The sequence below is a fragment of the Paenibacillus sp. J22R160 genome (assembly GCF_059692135.1).
In genome coordinates this window covers 709,853-727,834 of sequence record NZ_JCAUAU010000001.1, presented here as the reverse complement: position 1 = coordinate 727,834, position 17,982 = coordinate 709,853, and the positions used below count along the sequence as shown (strand labels likewise).

18 protein-coding genes are annotated in these 17,982 nt (G+C 44.9%); 7 read left to right on the top strand and 11 right to left on the bottom strand.

Features of this window, described 5'->3' with window-relative positions:
- Positions 1-6 precede the first annotated feature (6 nt).
- Genes AC58UW_RS03065 through AC58UW_RS03050 form a run of 4 tightly spaced genes read right to left on the bottom strand, consistent with a single transcriptional unit; the run spans position 7 to position 4,605 of the window.
- Positions 7-1,356: an ABC transporter permease gene (locus AC58UW_RS03065; protein ID WP_497419238.1), complete on the bottom strand. Its 1,350-nt coding sequence runs from the start codon at positions 1,354-1,356 to the stop codon at positions 7-9.
- Positions 1,353-2,045: an ABC transporter ATP-binding protein gene (locus AC58UW_RS03060; protein WP_497419237.1), complete on the bottom strand. Its 693-nt coding sequence runs from the start codon at positions 2,043-2,045 to the stop codon at positions 1,353-1,355. The genes AC58UW_RS03065 and AC58UW_RS03060 overlap by 4 nt, the downstream gene beginning before the upstream one ends.
- A 24-nt stretch (positions 2,046-2,069) precedes the next feature.
- On the bottom strand, positions 2,070-3,248 hold the full coding sequence (locus tag AC58UW_RS03055) for an MFS transporter (RefSeq protein WP_497419236.1): 1,179 nt from the start codon (positions 3,246-3,248) through the stop codon (positions 2,070-2,072).
- 22 nt (positions 3,249-3,270) lie between these two features.
- Positions 3,271-4,605, bottom strand: a complete 1,335-nt coding sequence (locus AC58UW_RS03050) for a multi antimicrobial extrusion protein MatE (protein WP_497419235.1) — start codon at positions 4,603-4,605, stop codon at positions 3,271-3,273.
- Between the two features lie 181 nt (positions 4,606-4,786).
- Here AC58UW_RS03050 and AC58UW_RS03045 point away from each other — a divergent pair, with 181 nt between their 5' ends.
- The 5 genes from AC58UW_RS03045 to serS all read left to right on the top strand — a co-directional run bounded on the left by AC58UW_RS03045 (position 4,787) and on the right by serS (position 9,424).
- A complete protein-coding gene (locus tag AC58UW_RS03045; RefSeq protein ID WP_497419234.1) occupies positions 4,787-5,101 on the top strand; it encodes a hypothetical protein in 315 nt (104 codons plus the stop codon).
- A 30-nt stretch (positions 5,102-5,131) separates the two neighbouring features.
- Positions 5,132-5,764, top strand: a complete 633-nt coding sequence (locus tag AC58UW_RS03040; protein WP_497419233.1) for a hypothetical protein — start codon at positions 5,132-5,134, stop codon at positions 5,762-5,764.
- Position 5,765: 1 nt separating this feature from the next.
- Entirely contained in the window at positions 5,766-6,821 is a 1,056-nt protein-coding gene (locus AC58UW_RS03035; RefSeq protein ID WP_497419232.1) for a tetraprenyl-beta-curcumene synthase family protein, read from the top strand.
- Between the two features lie 35 nt (positions 6,822-6,856).
- On the top strand, positions 6,857-7,825 hold the full coding sequence (gene pfkA, locus AC58UW_RS03030) for a 6-phosphofructokinase (RefSeq protein ID WP_497419231.1): 969 nt from the start codon (positions 6,857-6,859) through the stop codon (positions 7,823-7,825).
- A gap of 315 nt (positions 7,826-8,140) precedes the next feature.
- Positions 8,141-9,424, top strand: a complete 1,284-nt coding sequence (gene serS / locus AC58UW_RS03025; RefSeq protein ID WP_497419230.1) for a serine--tRNA ligase — start codon at positions 8,141-8,143, stop codon at positions 9,422-9,424.
- A gap of 58 nt (positions 9,425-9,482) precedes the next feature.
- Here the strand turns inward: serS and AC58UW_RS03020 are convergent, their stop codons facing one another.
- Both AC58UW_RS03020 and AC58UW_RS03015 read right to left on the bottom strand, forming a co-directional pair.
- Positions 9,483-10,442, bottom strand: a complete 960-nt coding sequence (locus tag AC58UW_RS03020; RefSeq protein ID WP_497419229.1) for a D-2-hydroxyacid dehydrogenase — start codon at positions 10,440-10,442, stop codon at positions 9,483-9,485.
- A 140-nt stretch (positions 10,443-10,582) separates the two neighbouring features.
- Complete coding sequence (locus tag AC58UW_RS03015; protein WP_497419228.1) at positions 10,583-11,767, bottom strand: putative glycoside hydrolase; 1,185 nt, start codon at positions 11,765-11,767, stop codon at positions 10,583-10,585.
- Between the two features lie 102 nt (positions 11,768-11,869).
- On the opposite strand from AC58UW_RS03015, the gene AC58UW_RS03010 reads away from it, so the two are divergent.
- The gene (locus AC58UW_RS03010; RefSeq protein ID WP_497419227.1) at positions 11,870-13,027 is read left to right on the top strand and encodes an MFS transporter; all 1,158 of its coding nucleotides are present in this window, start codon (positions 11,870-11,872) and stop codon (positions 13,025-13,027) included.
- Between the two features lie 42 nt (positions 13,028-13,069).
- Here AC58UW_RS03010 and AC58UW_RS03005 read toward each other — a convergent pair whose 3' ends face one another.
- From AC58UW_RS03005 to AC58UW_RS02985, 5 genes are all read right to left on the bottom strand, one after another.
- Positions 13,070-13,306 carry a Sec-independent protein translocase subunit TatA/TatB gene (locus AC58UW_RS03005; RefSeq protein ID WP_497419226.1) on the bottom strand — a complete coding sequence of 79 codons (237 nt, stop codon included), beginning with the start codon at positions 13,304-13,306 and terminating at the stop codon, positions 13,070-13,072.
- Positions 13,307-13,435: 129 nt separating this feature from the next.
- Positions 13,436-13,594: a hypothetical protein gene (locus tag AC58UW_RS03000; RefSeq protein ID WP_407945420.1), complete on the bottom strand. Its 159-nt coding sequence runs from the start codon at positions 13,592-13,594 to the stop codon at positions 13,436-13,438.
- 162 nt (positions 13,595-13,756) lie between these two features.
- Entirely contained in the window at positions 13,757-14,581 is an 825-nt protein-coding gene (locus AC58UW_RS02995) for a YitT family protein (protein ID WP_497419225.1), read from the bottom strand.
- 149 nt (positions 14,582-14,730) lie between these two features.
- Positions 14,731-15,420: a DUF4247 domain-containing protein gene (locus AC58UW_RS02990; RefSeq protein ID WP_497419224.1), complete on the bottom strand. Its 690-nt coding sequence runs from the start codon at positions 15,418-15,420 to the stop codon at positions 14,731-14,733.
- A 51-nt stretch (positions 15,421-15,471) separates the two neighbouring features.
- Positions 15,472-16,008: a DUF4178 domain-containing protein gene (locus AC58UW_RS02985; protein WP_497419223.1), complete on the bottom strand. Its 537-nt coding sequence runs from the start codon at positions 16,006-16,008 to the stop codon at positions 15,472-15,474.
- Positions 16,009-16,300: 292 nt separating this feature from the next.
- On the opposite strand from AC58UW_RS02985, the gene cshA reads away from it, so the two are divergent.
- Positions 16,301-17,920: a degradosome RNA helicase CshA gene (gene cshA / locus AC58UW_RS02980; protein ID WP_497419222.1), complete on the top strand. Its 1,620-nt coding sequence runs from the start codon at positions 16,301-16,303 to the stop codon at positions 17,918-17,920.
- Positions 17,921-17,982: the final 62 nt, after the last annotated feature.

The window sequence follows — 17,982 nt, the reverse complement described above, 5'->3', positions numbered from 1 at the left end:
AAACTCCTATTCTCGTTTAATTGCTGTCAACGCGTCCGTGCGCGATGCTTTAATGGCGGGGTATAGCCCTGAAAGAACGCCGGTCATAACAGCGAAGAACATCCCTACGGGAAGAATCCAAAAGGAAATGAATAAAATTTCAGCAGGCTCTCCGGAATTAGATCCGAATCGAATAATGATTAGATTGATTCCCCATATAACCCAATAAGAAAGCATAATACCTACAAGTCCGCCTAGCATGCCTAAAAGCGATGATTCTACAATAAACATATTGCGGATTTGTTTTAAATTCGCACCCAACACTTTCATGATGCCAATCTGCCTCCGGCGTTGATGAGTGGACATCGTCATGGCAACAACAATAGAGATCGAGGCTACGAACAGAACAAAAAGACCGACACCCGTGAGCAGCAACCGAACGATAACGAATTCGCCTTTCATCCGATCCTCTTGATATAAATTGGTTTGCGTATTGAGCTGGAGCTTCTTTATCCACTCATCCACTTGCTTGACATTGGCGCTATTGTCGATTTTCACTTTCACTTCGGAATATTGAACGCGGCCGTTTTGTGCTGATTTGTTCAATGCCTCCAAAATTTTCTGGCCGGTTTGCGGGGAGACATAAGCTGTTTTGTTCCCTTGCAGCATAGAGTCCGGAAGACCATCCGGCTTTTTTAGTATGCCAGTAACCCGAAGTGTCACTTCTCTCGGTTCAGCCAAGATTGTACCTGAATTCCTTGCGGATTGCTCTTCGTAGTTATTTGCTTTGAGCAGCAATTGCTTCTGATAAAGGGGATAAGGGATTGCACCCATTTGACGGTAAGTTTCAGACTGCTCCTTGGTTGGATTCTGCTGCATCAGCTTATTCCTAGCTTCCATCGTCTTCGAATCCAAAACGCCGAGGGTTGTCCCGTAATTGAGTACAATATGGTTGTCTTGATTACTAGCTCCGCCTTGCGCAAATTTAGAATCGAAATCTTCCAACGCACTAAGTTCAGTGGCAATCAGATGAAGATAACTTTGTTTGCCGTCATCAACGGTAAAGCTGAATTGTCCTAAATCTTGAAAGCTAGCAACGGATTTAACATGTGGAAAAGTACGAATGAGATCGAGCTTGCTCGTTGTTAGTTTAGGAGGATTGTTCGGGTCATTGTTTTGTTCTGTAATCGTAATTTCATCTGTTTTGAGATAGAAACTCATTTGCTTCTGGCTGTAGTGCTGAATGGATTCCCCGAAGCCGAGCGCCACCATAATGGATGCCGAGCCGATGGCGATTCCTACCGTACATAAGGCTGTGACGACTTTGCGCCGCTGCAGCTGGTCCCAACCAAGACGAATATAATCTTTAAACTTCACCGGGCCTCACCTTCCTGCTCATTTCCTTCCAGTAAGTAGCCGTCTCGAAGCTGCAAAATTCGCTGTGTTCGGCGCGCTACCTCATGCTCGTGAGTGACGATAACGAAGGTAATGCCCGAGTTCTCATTTAAATCGATGAGTAAGTCGATGATCTCGGCTTCCGTCTTCGTATCTAGATTTCCTGTAGGTTCGTCAGCAAAAACGATGGCCGGCTTCGTAATTAGGGAGCGGGCGATACTGACGCGCTGCTGCTGTCCGCCGGATAACTGGGAAGGAAATAGATCCGATTTATCACCGATACCAACTTGTTGCAGGAGCTCCATGGCTCGTTGTTTGCGTTCTGAGGCGGCCACACTTTGAAAGACGAGAGGCAGCTCAACATTCTCGCGGACGGTTAAATGTGCTATTAATTCATAAGATTGGAAAATGAAGCCGATATGCGTCCTTCGAAATTCCGCCAAGCGGTTTTCGCTCATTTTCTCAATTGCATGTCCTGCGATGCTAATACTTCCTCGGGTGGGCTTCATTAAGCCCGCCATTAAATTTAGCAGTGTTGATTTCCCGGAGCCTGAGCTCCCAAGCAAAGCGACCATCTCGCCTTGCTCTACCCGGAAGCTAAGTTCATGCAGAACGGGAGTATCCTCTTGCCCCGTGCGGAAACTATGAGATAACCGTTCAATGGCTAACACGTAATCATTCCCTTCAATAAAAAACTATCTGCTGCCAGGCAAACGATCCCCGTCTTGGAATAGATGTGTGGCAAGGAAACCGATCGCTGCAACGATCGATAAACAGCCGGCAATGACGTAGACCGTGCTTCCCCCTAGAGCGTCATAGATCCAGCCGCCTAACAGGCCGCTGATTAATCCAGCTACACTTGACCAAGCTGCAGCAAAAATCGCTTGCCCGGACGAGCGGTATTCGTCTGGTATAATTTGACTCAAATAGCGATTGGCGGTAATGAGGAATACACCGAATGTTAAGCTATGCAGAAGCTGAACGCCGATGATCCATGCGGGATTATGGATAGAGCCCATGATGAAAAAGCGCAGAGCATATATGATTCCCGCAAAGGCAAGAAGCGGCAATTCTTTAAACCGATGCCCATGCTTGCTTAGAAAAAAGAACATGGGGATTTCACTTAGTGCGGATGCCATCCAAGCGTAGCCGATCACGGAGTCAGAGGCCCCGAGTTGCCGCATATAGAGGGCCAGGAAGCCGTCATTAAAGCGGTGGGAGACCGACATGATAATGATCAATGTTAAGAACCAGACAAACTTCTTCGAACGTAGAATGCTTAGCATCCCGCCTAAAGCCATTTTCTTGCCGCTTTGACGCGCGTCCTTTAAGAAGAAAACAAGGATTAACGTGCAGACAATAGTGAACAGACATAGAATCGGCGTGAGACCTGTCCCGTAATGTCGAAGCAGCAAACCAAAAACGCCGGCTGATACAGCGAACCCGATGGAGCCCCACACACGAAAAGAGGCGTAGCTTTTGCCGCTAGCCCGAATGCTCAACATGAGTTGGCTGTCGTTCAGAGAATTAACCGGTTGCTGAAAGAAGAAAAACATTGCTAAATAAACATACAAAAGGTAAAACCATCCCGCTGTAAACACTAAGATGGCCGTGATGAGCTGGCCAAAGATAAGAATGATCATTATTTTTTTGACCGTTTGAAAACGGTCGCTCAAGAAACCCCACAATAAATTTGTTGCGATTCCAATCAACGGCCCGATGGCATAAAGCAATCCAATTTGGAGCTTGGAATATCCCTTGTAATCAAAGTACAGGGGGAAAAAAGTGACCACGATGCCCATTGTCATAAAAAAGGAAAACGTGAACAATCGAAGCAGGTGATGTTGTGACTTTATAAGATTAGACGTACTCATAGATGGTTATCACTCGTTTTCACTACAAATTTTTTTGAGAAAGATTTGGCTGAGGCTCTTCAGACGTACGTTTGAGCACATAAACCACAACCAGCAGCTCAGCTAGCGTGCCAACAGATTGTGCTAATGCGCCAATCATTCCATTCCAATCGGGTACTGCCCAAATGGCGATGAAAAGCGTCAATACCGTTATGGTAGCATTCGCCGATTGCGAGAAAACCATAATTTTTGTTTGTCCTCTGAGCATAATAATTCCGTTCATATAATCCAGCCAAGGGAATACTAATGTCATAATCATAAAGATACGCAGTGCATGCAGACTGGCATACATAAGCTCAGAATTAACACCCATCACATGGATCATAAACCAAGGACCAAGAGGTGTATAAGCAAGAATAGCGATAAGAGCTCCAGGAATAAAGCTAAGTATAAGTACAAACCGCAGAACGGATTTGGCATCTTTGCGATAGAAGTTCAACACGATTTGATGGGTATAAGAGAAAAAACTTATTACCAACTGCGTTAATGAGCCAGCAATCGCAAAAGATGAGATAGCAAGATGGATATGGGTTGTTTTACCTAAAACCGCGTTAATGGCCGGACCGATGATGACGGCGATGATGGATGAATACAAGAGCGGCTTATAGAAGCTGAAAATTTGTTTTTTGGTTTCAATGGGGTGGCCAGGCGCCTTTTCAGGAATTACTTTTTTAAGTAAGCTGGTGCCTTCCCAGATGGCTACTAAGGCTTCTATCACCATCCCCATTAGAAAAATAATAGCGCCAACTCGCCCGCTAGAGACATTATCTGTTGTAATAAAATATAACGATAATAAATACATAGCGACGATTCGTACGGCCATCCCGATGGTTAACCACTTGGTCCGCATGTTAAAAATAATAATGCCGTGAAATAAGCACCGCAGTCCGGAAAAAATGCTTACGTACATCAAAATACGGTAAACACTGATTGTAGATTCCAATAGCTCGCTTTCAACGCCAAAGAAATAAAGAAATACCCACTCTCCGACCGGTGTGTAGCATATAATGAGACCAAGAAGGATGATACAAGCAAATACATAAGAACTGACTGCTGCCATGGCTCGAAATGAGATACGGTCCCTGACGAGGGCTGAACAAGCTTGTCTAAGCAGAACAGCGGGTCTCTCGGTTATACCTAACAGACTTAGCGGTAGCGCATAGCTGGCAATGACCAATTCGGGATTATCAGCTCGGGCGAGTGTGCTATTAATGATAACGTGCGAGAGGGTAACTAACGTTGCGGAAAGACCGAGGGGAAGAAAAAAGGCGATAAGCTGATTCCATGAGATCGTTCTTTTCACATCTGAAGCGGTCATTTCTGTATCTCTCCTAACGAATTGTCCCTTCTAAAAACGTTATTTAAGTATACCAGAAAATGAAATACTGTTGACATACAATTTTAACTGGAAACCCAAGGTTTGAAGTGATACATTTAAAGGTAGAATGTTTCTTGAACTATCGCAGCATGTTTTTACTGCAAGGAGGTAATTCAGAAGAATGAGCTGCTACTTTCAATACGATGCCAGACTCGGCATCGAGACGCCAACTTTAGAACAAGATTGGGACACTTACCCCTCTGATGTACGTGTTGAAATCTTATTTCAATGGGAACAAATTCGAGGAGTTATACCCGACCGAATCATGAAGCTAGAGCGCGCAATTATTCGTAAACAAAACCAGTTGGATCAAGAGGATGATTTTATCACTTCCTGTCGTTTGAATTCCGAAATTGCTGATTTGGCATCGATCATAAATGATCTTCACCTTTGGTTCCGGATTAATCAGGATTTGGAAGCGAAGACCCACCATTAAGTTTGTCTAATGAAAGGGAGAGTGACTGGCATGCATAGCAATAAAGAAGATGCAGACTGGCTGGAAGCTATTGCGAAGCCGCTCTTGGAGCATCTGCCTGCCTTATATCCAATTGAAGAATGGGATCTAGCAATGGATGCGAACATTGAAGCGATGTTACCGGCTCATATGAGCCAAGGCAATCCAGAGCAACAAATGTATGGATTAGCCATCAAAGCTGGTCTTTATTTACTGAATGAAAGCCTCGACAAGTCGCATGATATTTCCCAGGAAATCACAAATGCTACTGGAAGCTATTGGCATGCTCTTATGCATCGGATGGAAGGCGATTATAGCAATGCGAAATATTGGTTTAATGATGTCGGCCATCATCCTATTTTTTCAAATTTAATTGCATGTGTGAGAGATTATTTGAGTGTGAAAGACTTAGCGGATCTAGACAATGAGGCGTTGCGTCAGAAACTGGAAGTGCTGATTACTTCTCCTGTTTGGAATCCATGCGTATTTATTGACGTTGTAGAGCTTCAGGTGTCCCTGGTTCAAAATTCAACAGTCGATAGTTGGCTGAGACATATACAACGTTATGAAATGCAGCTGCTGCTGCAATATTGCTACGAACAAAGTTGTGGAGGAAGTCTGCTTGAAGCAATTGGACAAAAGTAGTATGAAGGTTCCGGAAGGTCCGCTCCGGTTAATGCTCAGGGTGTATCGGTACATCTTACCGGATGTAGGCGAACAGCTTTCCATGTGGAAAACAAGAGCGGAGAACATTCCAGATACTGAACTGCGTACGCAAGCTTTAGCCAGCATAGCAACGAAGAAATTTCATTGTCAGGGCGGCGCCGTCTATGCGGCTGCCAATTTGTCGATGCGCCATGTTCTTATTCCGCTCATTGTTGCTTTCCAGACGATCAGCGATTATTTAGATAATTTATGCGATCGCAGCACTTCATTAGATCCTCAAGATTTCCGAAAATTGCATCAATCGATGCTGGATGCCGTAGATCCTTCCAAACCTCTGCATGATTATTATGCGTACAGACAAGAGAAAGAGGACGGCAACTATTTAAGGGATCTTGTTCTGAAGTGTCAATCCTGTATCGATTTGCTGCCGTCGTATGGACAAGTCGCGGATCAGGTGCGGGATTTCGTTGCTTTATATTGCGATTTGCAAGTGTACAAGCATATCCGCAAAGATATGCGAGAGCCCGAGCTCCAGCAGTGGTGGAAGCTCCATCATCATCGCTATCGCCAGATTGATTGGAATGAATTTGCGGCAGCTACAGGGTCGACATTAGGGATGTTTATGCTGTTCCTGGCGGCATGTGATATGCAGTTGGATGACAAGCAGGTGGAGGCGATTCGTGAGGCGTATTTTCCTTACGTCTGTGGGCTTCATATTTTGCTTGATTATTTAATTGATCAGGAAGAAGATGTTCTTGGTGGAGATCTGAACTTCTGCAGCTATTATGGCTCTATGGAGGACACGGTAGAGAGGATTGCATTTATCGTGCAGGAAGCGCGCAGCAAAATTTTGTTCTTGGAACATCCGCGATTTCATCGTATGATAATCGAAGGTTTGCTTGCGCTCTATTTGTCAGACCCTAAAGTGAATGGACAACAACAAGTAAAAAACATATCCAAGCGTCTTATGAAAAATAGTCCGATAACCCGGTTGTTTTTCTGGCTAAATAGCATGTATATCCGTACGACATCATGAATGTCATTCACAAGAATTTGAAGGAGGAAAATGAAATGTCAGCAGTAAAGTCAATTGCAGTTTTAACAAGCGGAGGAGACTCCCAGGGGATGAATGCGGCAGTTCGTGCGGTTGTAAGAAGCGCATTGTTCCATGGACTTGAGGTTTATGCCGTACAACGCGGCTATCATGGATTAATTAACGATGATATTCGCAAAATGGATCTTAGAAGCGTTGGGGATATCATTCAACGCGGAGGAACGATCCTGCAAACAGCACGATGCAAAGAATTTTTGACTCCCGAAGGCCAACAAATCGGTGCTGATAACCTGCGTAAGCGCGGGATTGACGGCTTGGTTGTTATTGGTGGAGACGGTTCTTACCAAGGAGCGAATAAATTAAGTAAGCTGGGTATCAAAACGATGGGTCTGCCAGGGACAATCGACAATGACATTCCGTTTACAGACTTTACCATCGGTTTCGACACAGCGGTAAGCATCGTAGTGGATGCGATTAATAAGCTTCGCGACACGATGACGTCCCATGAGCGTTCATCGGTTGTAGAAGTTATGGGCCGTCATTGCGGAGAGATCGCGCTCTACGCGGGATTAGCCAGCGGCGCGGAAACGATCATCGTTCCAGAGGTTGAAGTTGACATTTGTGAAGTGGCTAACCGTATGAAAGAAAACTTCTCCCACGGCAAACGCCACAGTATCATCCTGATCGCAGAGGGAGCAGGCACTGGCGACGGAGTTGCGAAGCAGATCACAGAAGTTGTCGGTATTGAGCCGCGTGTTACCGTTCTTGGTCATATCCAGCGTGGTGGAACACCAACGCATAACGACCGCATCTTGGCAAGCCGTCTTGGTGATTTTGCAGTTCGTAGATTGATGGAAGGCGATTCTTCCAAAGCATGTGGCGTTATCAAAGGCGAGTTAGTCGCTACGGATATCGACTTAGTAGTAAATACCAAGCGTGAGTTCAACAAAGAGCTTTATGAATTGGCAAGCCGTTTATCTCAATAAGGCTAGTAAGCAGGGAGCCTATTGACCTGAGGGTTGACTTCGTCTATAATATCCTTCAACGTACAAAGCGACATTATGTCTATGAAGAGCATCCAACTCGGAGACGTTTATGATCGGAACGGTTGATGACTGAATAAGCATCGACTCTCTCTAAGTAAACCGGCACCGCCCGTTATCGCGGAACCAAGCGGATGATGGCAAGTAATTGTCGTCATCAAGTTGGGTGGCACCGCGAGCAGAACGCTCCTCGTCCCAATTCGGACAGGGGCGTTCTTTGTCTTTTTCTCATAATCGAAAAGGAAGCGGTGACGGAGAATGTTGGATATCAAATGGATTCGCAACAATCAAGATCAGGTTAAAGAAGCTGCTCAGCACAAGGGAATAGAATGTCCCTTGGAGGAGCTTCTCGAAGTAGAAGAAAAGAAGAGGCAGATGCAGCATTGTGTTGATCTGCTTCGAGCTGAGCGCAATCGTGCGACTACACAAATTGCAACGTATATGGCTGAGAAGAACCGAACGGAGGCCGACGTACTGAAGGAGCAGGTTCGAAGCTGGAATGTGAGCTTGGCAGCGGACGAAGAGGAGCTTGCGAACTATGAGGAACGGTTCAAGGAGCTTATGCTGACGGTGCCGAATCTCGTTTCGCATGATACACCTGAAGGAGCTACGGATCAAGATAATGTTGTCGTGAAAATAGCAAGAGAGCCTGCATCGTTTGCTTTTGAGCCTCGTGATCATCTGCAAATCGGGGAAGACCTGGACATTCTTGATATACCAAGAGGTGTTAAGGTAGCTGGAACTCGCAATTATTACCTCAAAGGAATGGGGTTGTATTTGCACCGGGCGGTTCAACAGCTAGCCATTGATCTGTTAACGGATCGTGGCTTTACCGTCATGGATGTGCCGTTGATGGTTCGTGAAGAAACACTACTGAACGCAGCGTTCTTTCCGGCAGGCAAGGATCAGACTTATGAGCTGCAGGATGAGAACAAATGGTTAGTAGGTACATCGGAAGGACCACTTGTTTCGTACTATGCGAATGAAATTGTAGATCTCTCTGAGGGTCCTATTCAGCTAGCAGCGGTATCGAATTGCTTCCGTAAGGAGGCTGGTTCGGCTGGCAGAGACGTGCGTGGATTGTATCGCGTTCATCAATTTGCGAAGGTTGAGCAGGTAATTATTTGTAAGAATGATCCGGAGATCGCTGAACATATGTTGGAGCAGCTCACTCGGAATGCAGAAGATATTCTTGATCTGTTGGAGCTGCCATATCGAATCGTTGCCGTCTGCGCTGGTGATATGGGGGCTAAAAATTATAAGCAGTACGATATCGAGACATGGATGCCAAGCCGGGGGGCTTATGGCGAAACGCATTCGTCGTCAAGCCTTCTTGATTTTCAAGCACGCCGCTGCGGGCTGCGTTATCGAGATCAGAATGGCGAACTGCGCTATTGCTACACACTCAACAATACAGCTGTAGCCACACCGCGTATTCTGATTCCCTTACTTGAAAACCATCAACAAGCAGATGGTTCGATCTATCTTCCTGAGGCTCTTCGTCCCTATATGAGAGGATTATCGGCGATAACTGCCAAATAAGGATAAACGCACCTTATCACTCGGAAGCTATTCCGTTTAAGATAAGGTGCGTTATTGTTTAGTAGCCTTCGTGGATGTTTACCAAGTTCATCATTTCTCCACCATCCAGGAGCGCTCGCAAATTATGATAAAAGATCGTGGATACACGCTCTGTATAATGCGAGGATGAGCCTGCAATATGCGGGGTTACAATCACGTTTGCCATGCTCCAGAGTGGAGAAGTCTCCGGTAAAGGTTCCTGTTCGAAAACATCGAGTGCAGCACCAGCAAGCTTACCTTCCTGCAGCATAAGCGTTAATGCACTTTCATCAATCACATCGCCTCGAGCGAGATTGATCAAGAAGGCGCTTGGCTTCATTAGGCTTAGATGTTCTTTCGTGATTAAGCCTCGTGTTTTCGGAGTGCTGGGAAGAAGCAGGACGACGAAATCACTTTCTGCAAGCAGGCTGCGAAGCCCCTCATTGCCGCTGACGGTTTGATCATAACCAGGCTGTGGCGTGCCCGAGCGGTTTAAACCGATGACCGACATATCGAATGCTTTCGCTTTGCGGGCAACAGCCTCACCAATAGCTCCGGCACCAACAATACCTAGCGTTTTACCAGCAAGCTCGCCAACGGTGATGCGTTGATACCATTCTTTCTGGAGCTGGCATTCATACAGCTTGTTTGATTTGCGTACCCACTGAAGCATAAGACTGAGCGTGAACTCACTCATCTGGATCGTATGCACGCCACGCGCGTTAGTCAGGGGGATTTCCCTCTCGTCCAACTCTAGTAGGGGCAGTTTGTCGACCCCAGCGGATAAGGTTTGCATCCATCTGAGCTTAGGGGTTCTTTCCTTAGAGACGAATTCCGGATTAATCCGACCGGCTGTAATGAGTACTTCAGCATCAGCAATATGTTCTTGAGCATCTTTTGAAGATCTAAACCATTGGAATTGGGTGCGGTTCTTTAAATCCTGAGGCATCTGCTCCTGCATAAGGGATAGATCCATATCCGTGATGGCAACAATTTTCATTTCTTCAACTCCTTTTGAGTTACTCATGTACTTAATTCTTGTGAAACTTTTAGTGTACAGCTTAACCTCAAATCTGGTAACATAATCTTGATTATACGATAAAACACCCTGAGGTACATAGCCTCAGGGTGTTTACTTGATTAATAACTAACATTTGGTGTGTAGTTGTTATTAGCATTCCAAAGCAGGAATTCGTCTACGCCATTATCTTTCAGCGCGCGAATTTGTTCTTGTACCTCATGCGGGCCGTATTTAATGTAACCAGATACCCATGAGGCAGTGAAATCTTGAATCCAAGGGCGAACGACTGGCTTCCAACCTTTTTTGTCAATGGCTTCTAATTTCTTCGTTGTATCCTTCGACGCTCCGTTAATAGTCACATAAGGAGCGGCATCGGGTACTTTAGCGCCAAACCAACCCGTGCTATAATGACTCGGATAAATCATCGGGGAAATGACATCGACATTTTGAGAAATTTTCTCGAAATCTTGACCAATGCCCTCAGCTGCAGGGACCGATGCGGCGTATCCGAAAATGTCAACGGAAACACGTACACCAAGTGGCTGTAATTGTTCTTTGGCATATTTGACGAAAGAAGCTACAGCATCGATGCGAGGACGCTCATCTTTGGTGTATTTGAGTGTGTCTGCTCTTTTCTCAAAGCCTTCCGGGAACCGGACGTAATCGAACTGAATTTCTTTGAAACCGGCCTTGACCGCTTCCTTGGCTACAGCAATATTGTAATCCCATACTTCTTTGTTATATGGATTTACGAAGCTGTCCGGCGGATTTTTGCCATTGCCCCAAAGTGTGCCGTCTGGGTTAACAAAGGATAATTCTGGTTTCTTCTTAGCAAGAACGGTGTCCTTGAAAACAACAATGCGTGCAATGGGATAAATGTTATGTTCATTAAGCGTGCTCATAAGTCCAGGCATATTGCCAATGATTTTCTGGGTGGTGCCCATTGCGTCAAGCTCTGGATTGCCAGTTTCCCACGTGATGTAACCCCAATCGTCCTTGACGTCGATGACCATTGAGTTTAGTTCCGTGTCGTCCATCAATTTCACAAGCGTATTGAGACGGGAACCTCCGGCGCTATGCGCAGTAGCGTATACACCTTTTACCTTGGGGGCATCTTTTTGCGGATCTAGTTTGTTAACTGGGGCGAGAGGATCAATTGGATCATTAGTTGGGGCTGGTTGAACGATAGCTACGGCATTCTTAGCGTCCAAGGATGCTTGTACGAGCTGCTCGAAGCTTGCGTCAGGGTTAGCAGCAGTAACATTGCCCCAAATAAGGGCGAGTGAAGCTAGTAAAATTTCCATGATGTATAAGTCCTCTCCAATCTTGGTCTAGCTTTATTATAAAGCAAGTGGCAAGCTCCGCACAGAGGAAATTTGTTGAGAGTTGTAGAAAGAAGGTAGTCGTTGTTGAAACTTGATAAGCAAATTGTATCTTTGTCGGGAGTTAACTTTTTTTACTATGCTTCAAGCGCAATCTTGTTGCCCTATTTACCCTTGTATTTGCAAACAAAAGGCTATACAGCAGCAGAAATTGGACTCTTAATGATGATAGGCCCCTTTATCTCCATATTCGCTCAACCCTTCTGGGGGTATGTAAGCGACAGGTTCAATTCAGTAAAAAACATTGTGTTTCTGCTGTGGGTGCTTTCATTATTAGGGAGCTTTGGACTATTTTTAACGAGCGGGTTCGGTCTTACATTAGGTTTCATACTGCTTCTGTATTTCTTCTTGCTGCCATCGATTCCACTCATCGATAATTTGGTGGTGAAGTCAACCGCTGTTCGAGGAATGTCTTATGGCTCAGTTCGGGTATGGGGCTCCATTGGTTTCTCAGGGGTTGCGTTAATCTCGGGGCTGCTGCTGGATCAATTGGGCGGAGTAGCAAAAATTCCATATTTTTATTGGGTTCTGTGGATTTTTCCATTCCTGCTTCTAGCCTTTATTAAGGATGAGAAGAGTAGTGGGCAGCGAATTACGTTAAGTGCAATTAGTATTATTTTTAAAAATAAAAGCTTTCTGTGGTTTATGTTAATGATCTTGATTATTTCAATCCCACATCGCATGAATGATGCACTATTAGGCTTATATCTCAATAAGTTGGGCGCCACGGACGCGATGGTAAGCTGGGCATGGGCGATTGCTGCATGTAGTGAAATCCCTGTATTTGCCTTAATAAATCGATACATTCACCGCTACCATGAGCTGACCATTCTTGGAATTGTCGCTATTATCTATACAATTCGTTGGGTTCTTTATTCGGTCATCACGGACCCATGGGTGTTAATCGGGCTGCAAGTGACACAAATGCTCACCTTCGCAGTGTTGTGGATTGTCGCAGTTCAATATGTCGTTCGTTTGCTGCCAGAACAATTTGGATCTACGGGTCAATCGATACTTGCCATGGTGTTCATGGGACTAGCAGGAATTATCGGAGGTTCGATTGGAGGCTGGTTAAGTGAAGTGTGGGGAGGCGCCAGCATGTATGTATTCGCGACAGTTATGTCTGCCATTGCGGCAGTTATGTTCTTAGGTACACAGGCGGTTATGCGCGGCAAAAGTTAAAATAAAAGCACCCTGTAGAGGAACATTACCGGGTGCTTTTCATTATTTGTTAACCTGACCTGTCTCTGTATTCGTTACTTCTGCAGGGTTAATCTCTTTACGAACCGGTACAGGCTGATCATCAGATATGTTGTTACCGCCATTTCCACTCGTTGCATCTTTGAATTCACGAAACATTTTGCCAAAACCTCTGCCAAGTTCAGGCAGTTTATTAGGCCCGAACAAGAGAAGGGCAACAATTGCGACTAAGATGATGTGCCAAGGAGATAATGCTCCCATAGTAGACACCTCCAATAATTTATCTTAAGCTTTATTATATCATGTTCTTATCATAACCTATATAGCCTAATTATTACAAACTCGATAACAATGTGTAAAAATTTGTGTCAAATCAGAAAAAGACGCCCCTTAATGATAAAGGGCGTCTTTATGATGTTCCGAAATACTGAACTGAATAATCTCCATGACATCTTCTGCCTCGAGCGCCTCAATACCAAATCGAAGGACGATCTCAGAGTCCAGCTCACAGCTGGTTAAGAAGGGGTACAACTCGGGTGTTAATTTCATTACAATCCTGGATAATTTGACTGTTTCCACAAGCATCACCCTTCCAATCATAAGATTAGAATAAGAACTACGCCTGAACCACTCACGATGAAACCAGAACTATATGAAATTACAATCATTATAACACAATTTAATAAGGATGTAAGAGGCGGGTTACACGGTTTACGACTTCAGCTTGCGGAATTCGCCAACGACACCAACGGTTTCAACGATATTTACGAACGCTTTTGGGTCTATCTTCTTAATAATTCGTTTTAGCTCGGCAAGCTCATATCGGGTAGTGACGGTCATGAGCATATCATGTTGTTGTTTCGTATAAGCGCCTTCTGTTTTTACTAGTGTGACACCTCTAGGAAGCTGCAGCAGCTCATGTGTCAACTCATCCTTCTGTTTCGTAACGATGAACGCTGTCACCTTAACGTGGCGAATATGTACCGTATCGACGACTTTGCCACAGATATAGATGGCTAACATGGAAAAGAGGGCAAGGTCCCAATTGTTTTTAAAATAACCGAGAGCCACAATTACGATCCCGTTCATAGCAGATATAACATTACCCAATGGAAAATCAAATTTGCGGGTTAATATCAAGCCTACAATATCAAAGCCGCCGGTGGAACCGCCAATTCTTAAGGTTATACCGCTTCCGATCCCGATCAAAACACCGCCAAACACTGCGCCAAGGATAGGTTCCTGCGCAACATAACTAGTAGGCAGAATTTGCATCAACCACGCGGTTAAAATGACAGAAACAACACTGATCATAATGAATCTGCGGCCGATCGAAATCATTCCCCAAATCATGAGGGGCAGGTTAAAAATTAAATATAATAAGCCAATGTTCCAGTTCGTAAAATAGCCGATAATCATGGCGAATCCCGACACCCCGCCGCTAAGCAGCTGGTGAGGGATGAGAAACATGTTGAAGCCAACCGCGACAAGCAGAGCGCCAACTAAAATGATGACGGCATCCAGCGCTTTTTTCAAAAAAAATCACCTCTAAAATAGTATGCAGCATAATGCAAGTATAATTCATTCTTTCAAAACTTCAATCATTATTTAACCAGTGTATAATTAAAATAAACGAAAATAAAAAAGCTGTGTCCATTTCGTGGACAACAGCTTTTCTAATGTGACTAGCGCCTTTTGAAGGAGCCGGTCTTTTTCGTTGTGCTAGGCTTGCTGGTCGAAGGCTTCGTCACCTTATTAGGTGTGGAACCGTCGTTCTTGCGTGCCGTGGAGGAACTGCCTGAACTAGGATTTGCCGTCCCGCTCTTGAAAGTTCCCGTCCGATCCGATGTTGTCGGTTTTTTATCCTTGGAGGTATCGGTTGTCGGCGTAGTTGGCTTACCGGAACCTGCATTATAGGTCGGTGTCTTCGTATAGCCTCGATAATCGTAGGACCCTCTATTGTTGAACCAGCTTCCCCCGAAGAGGTTTTGCAGTAAGGCCGCTGTCAAAAACCCTTGTAAGAAAGAGGAATCATAATGGGTTTTTGCATATTCTATACTGTCTACCTGAACCAGGGTGTTCTTGCTCTCATTAGGATCTTTCTGAATGTTAATGACTTTATCACTATAAACAAGGAACATTTGATCTTCGGATTCCTTGCTCTTTTCTTTCGGTGACTCTTTCGCGGCCAGTTCAGTTGCAACAGCAGGGACATTTTTACCTTCGACTAAATATACTTTAGAAAGGTTAGTGCCTTTACCTTCCACACTGACAAGCGGGTACTCATCTTTGATATAACGTACGGCATCAGCGCCACACCCGGTAAGAAGGGCGATGATCAATAAGAAGGAAAGCCATGAGGTCCATCTTTTCACTTTACAGTAAACCCTCCTTTTGGGGTATGACTAAATGATATCACAGGTGGATTAATGCGTCGATTTCAAAAATTTAATCTGATTCCCCGGCGTCCGCTCCCCTTCGAGGGCGACAAATTTGCCATCTTGCCATTGAAGGAAGAAAAACCTGCGATCAGGGCCGAAGTAACGCCAGAAGATGATATCATCACCACTCCGGAAATCAGTATTGCCTTCAGTCCGTGTAACATCATTACGATGAAACTCTAAGTCGAACGTTAAATCGTCATCCAATTCAAGACGGGTTGGGACATCATTGGGGTCATCGAGTGCACCTTCAACAAAGCTGCAAAGGAAACAATCATAGGTTCGTCCTTTTTCCACAATCAGACACTGAATATTTTTGCCGCTTTGCAAATAATAGGCGTAGCGATGCGGAGCAAAACCCCGGTCGAAATAAATGACTTTACCGGATACGACGTATTCCTCTAAGTCTACATTTACAATATCCCCAACTCTGGCGTCTTCAAGCGGGTTGCCAGCGGGGGTTGTTTCCGGTACTTGTTTCTGACTTCGCAGAATGCTGCTTACACGTTTAAATATGGACATTGAAAAACTCTCCTCTGTTCCGAATGTTGTTCTAATCTGTAATACGTTTAGCTTATGCTTAAGGTTTCGTTCTCATCATTCGTTGTGTTCATGAAAGCAGCCTCTGGCATTGTGCATATAACTTGTGCTATAATATTTTAGATGTTCTTAAGGGCGGCCCATTGGATCATGGAAGATGATGAATCGAAATGTTATCCACCAAGAAACTATAGACACGGATAGGAAGTCGTACTTAAGGGTAAAAAAGATACAAGGCATTAGCCTGCCCTGTACAAAAGGAGATTGAATTTATTTGAAAACATTTCAGGAGTTTGGTTTAGAGCCGGCGATTTTACGTGCGGTAACGGAGATGGGGTTTGAAGAATCCACACCGATTCAAGAAAAAACGATTCCGTTAGCCATGGAAGGCCGGGATTTGATCGGTCAAGCACAAACAGGTACTGGTAAAACCGCTGCTTTCGGTATCCCGCTAATCCACAAAATTAATATGAAAGAAGAGCGTATCTCCGCTCTTATTATGTGTCCAACACGGGAACTTGCCATTCAGGTTGCGGAAGAGATTGAAAAGCTCGGCCGTTTCAAAGGCATTCGTTCCTTACCCATTTATGGTGGACAGGATATTGTAAAACAAATCCGCGCCCTCAAAAAGAAACCGCAAATTATCATCGGTACGCCTGGTCGTTTGCTTGACCACATTAATCGCAAAACGATTAAACTTGATGATGTTCAAACGGTTATTCTGGATGAAGCAGATGAAATGCTTGACATGGGTTTCATGGACGATATCCAATCCATTTTGAAACTCGTTCCGGAAGAGCGCCACACAATGCTGTTCTCAGCAACGATGCCGGCAAACATTCAGAGATTGGCACAACAATTCCTGCGTAATCCTGAGCATGTATCGGTTATCCCGAAACAAGTCAGCGCACCGCTTATTGATCAAGCTTATATCGAATTGCACGAAAAACAAAAATTCGAAGCATTAAGCCGCTTGCTTGATATGGAAGCTCCGGATCTGGCCATCATCTTCGGACGTACAAAACGCCGCGTTGATGAATTAGCGGAAGCTCTACAAAAAAGAGGCTATGCTGCAGAAGGTTTGCACGGCGATTTGTCCCAAAATCAACGTGATAACGTAATGAGGAAATTCCGTGACGGAAGCATCGATGTGCTCGTTGCTACGGATGTCGCGGCTCGTGGACTTGACGTATCCGGTGTAACGCATGTTATCAACTTTGACCTTCCGCAAGATCCAGAAAGCTATGTTCACCGTATCGGTCGTACAGGACGTGCTGGTAAAGAAGGTACAGCTTGGACGTTTGTAACACCAAGAGAAATCGATCACTTGCACTTCATCGAGAAAGTTACTCGTCATAAAATTAGCAAAAAGCCGCTGCCTAGTTTGGCAGAAGCAATCGAAGGCAAGCAAAAAATGACAGCTGAACGTATTCTTGATGTGCTTCAAAATGATGCACAATTCGAATTCAAAGGTTTGGCTATTCAAATGCTTGAGCAATACGATTCAGTAAACTTGCTTGCAGCTGCTATGAAGCTTCTAACAGGCGATAAAAAAGAATTGAATATCGAATTGACTCCGGAAGATCCAATCCGTGCTAGAAAGAAAAAATTCGACGTGCGCAGCTCAGGCCGACGCGTTGGCGGCGGATATGGTTCAGGATCAGGAGATCGTCGTCAAGGCGGCGGATACGGATCTGGTTCTGGTGGTTCCAGCAGCTCTAATTCCCGATACCCGCGTAAAGATGGTGGCGGCAGAGATTACGGTTCAAACAGAGAAGGTGGAGAAGGACGCAGTTCCTCTTCCAGAAACCGCGAATACGGAAGCAACAATCCGGGCAATCGCGACCGTTCCAGAGCTCCTCGTAAAAGCGAAGACACATTGGTGAACAAATAAGGGGTTACACCCACAAATAAAGGCGGAGATCCTTGGAGGATCTTCGCCTTTTTTCAATAATT

Coding starts and splice junctions, on each gene's coding strand:
- AC58UW_RS03055 (WP_497419236.1), bottom strand. CDS start 3,248: ATGAGTACGTCTAATCTTATAAAGTCACAACATCACCTGCTTCGATTG.
- AC58UW_RS03050 (WP_497419235.1), bottom strand. CDS start 4,605: ATGACCGCTTCAGATGTGAAAAGAACGATCTCATGGAATCAGCTTATC.
- AC58UW_RS03045 (WP_497419234.1), top strand. CDS start 4,787: ATGAGCTGCTACTTTCAATACGATGCCAGACTCGGCATCGAGACGCCA.
- AC58UW_RS03040 (WP_497419233.1), top strand. CDS start 5,132: ATGCATAGCAATAAAGAAGATGCAGACTGGCTGGAAGCTATTGCGAAG.
- AC58UW_RS03035 (WP_497419232.1), top strand. CDS start 5,766: ATGAAGGTTCCGGAAGGTCCGCTCCGGTTAATGCTCAGGGTGTATCGG.
- pfkA (WP_497419231.1), top strand. CDS start 6,857: ATGTCAGCAGTAAAGTCAATTGCAGTTTTAACAAGCGGAGGAGACTCC.
- serS (WP_497419230.1), top strand. CDS start 8,141: ATGTTGGATATCAAATGGATTCGCAACAATCAAGATCAGGTTAAAGAA.
- AC58UW_RS03020 (WP_497419229.1), bottom strand. CDS start 10,442: ATGAAAATTGTTGCCATCACGGATATGGATCTATCCCTTATGCAGGAG.
- AC58UW_RS03015 (WP_497419228.1), bottom strand. CDS start 11,767: ATGGAAATTTTACTAGCTTCACTCGCCCTTATTTGGGGCAATGTTACT.
- AC58UW_RS03005 (WP_497419226.1), bottom strand. CDS start 13,306: ATGGGAGCATTATCTCCTTGGCACATCATCTTAGTCGCAATTGTTGCC.
- AC58UW_RS03000 (WP_407945420.1), bottom strand. CDS start 13,594: ATGAAATTAACACCCGAGTTGTACCCCTTCTTAACCAGCTGTGAGCTG.
- AC58UW_RS02985 (WP_497419223.1), bottom strand. CDS start 16,008: ATGTCCATATTTAAACGTGTAAGCAGCATTCTGCGAAGTCAGAAACAA.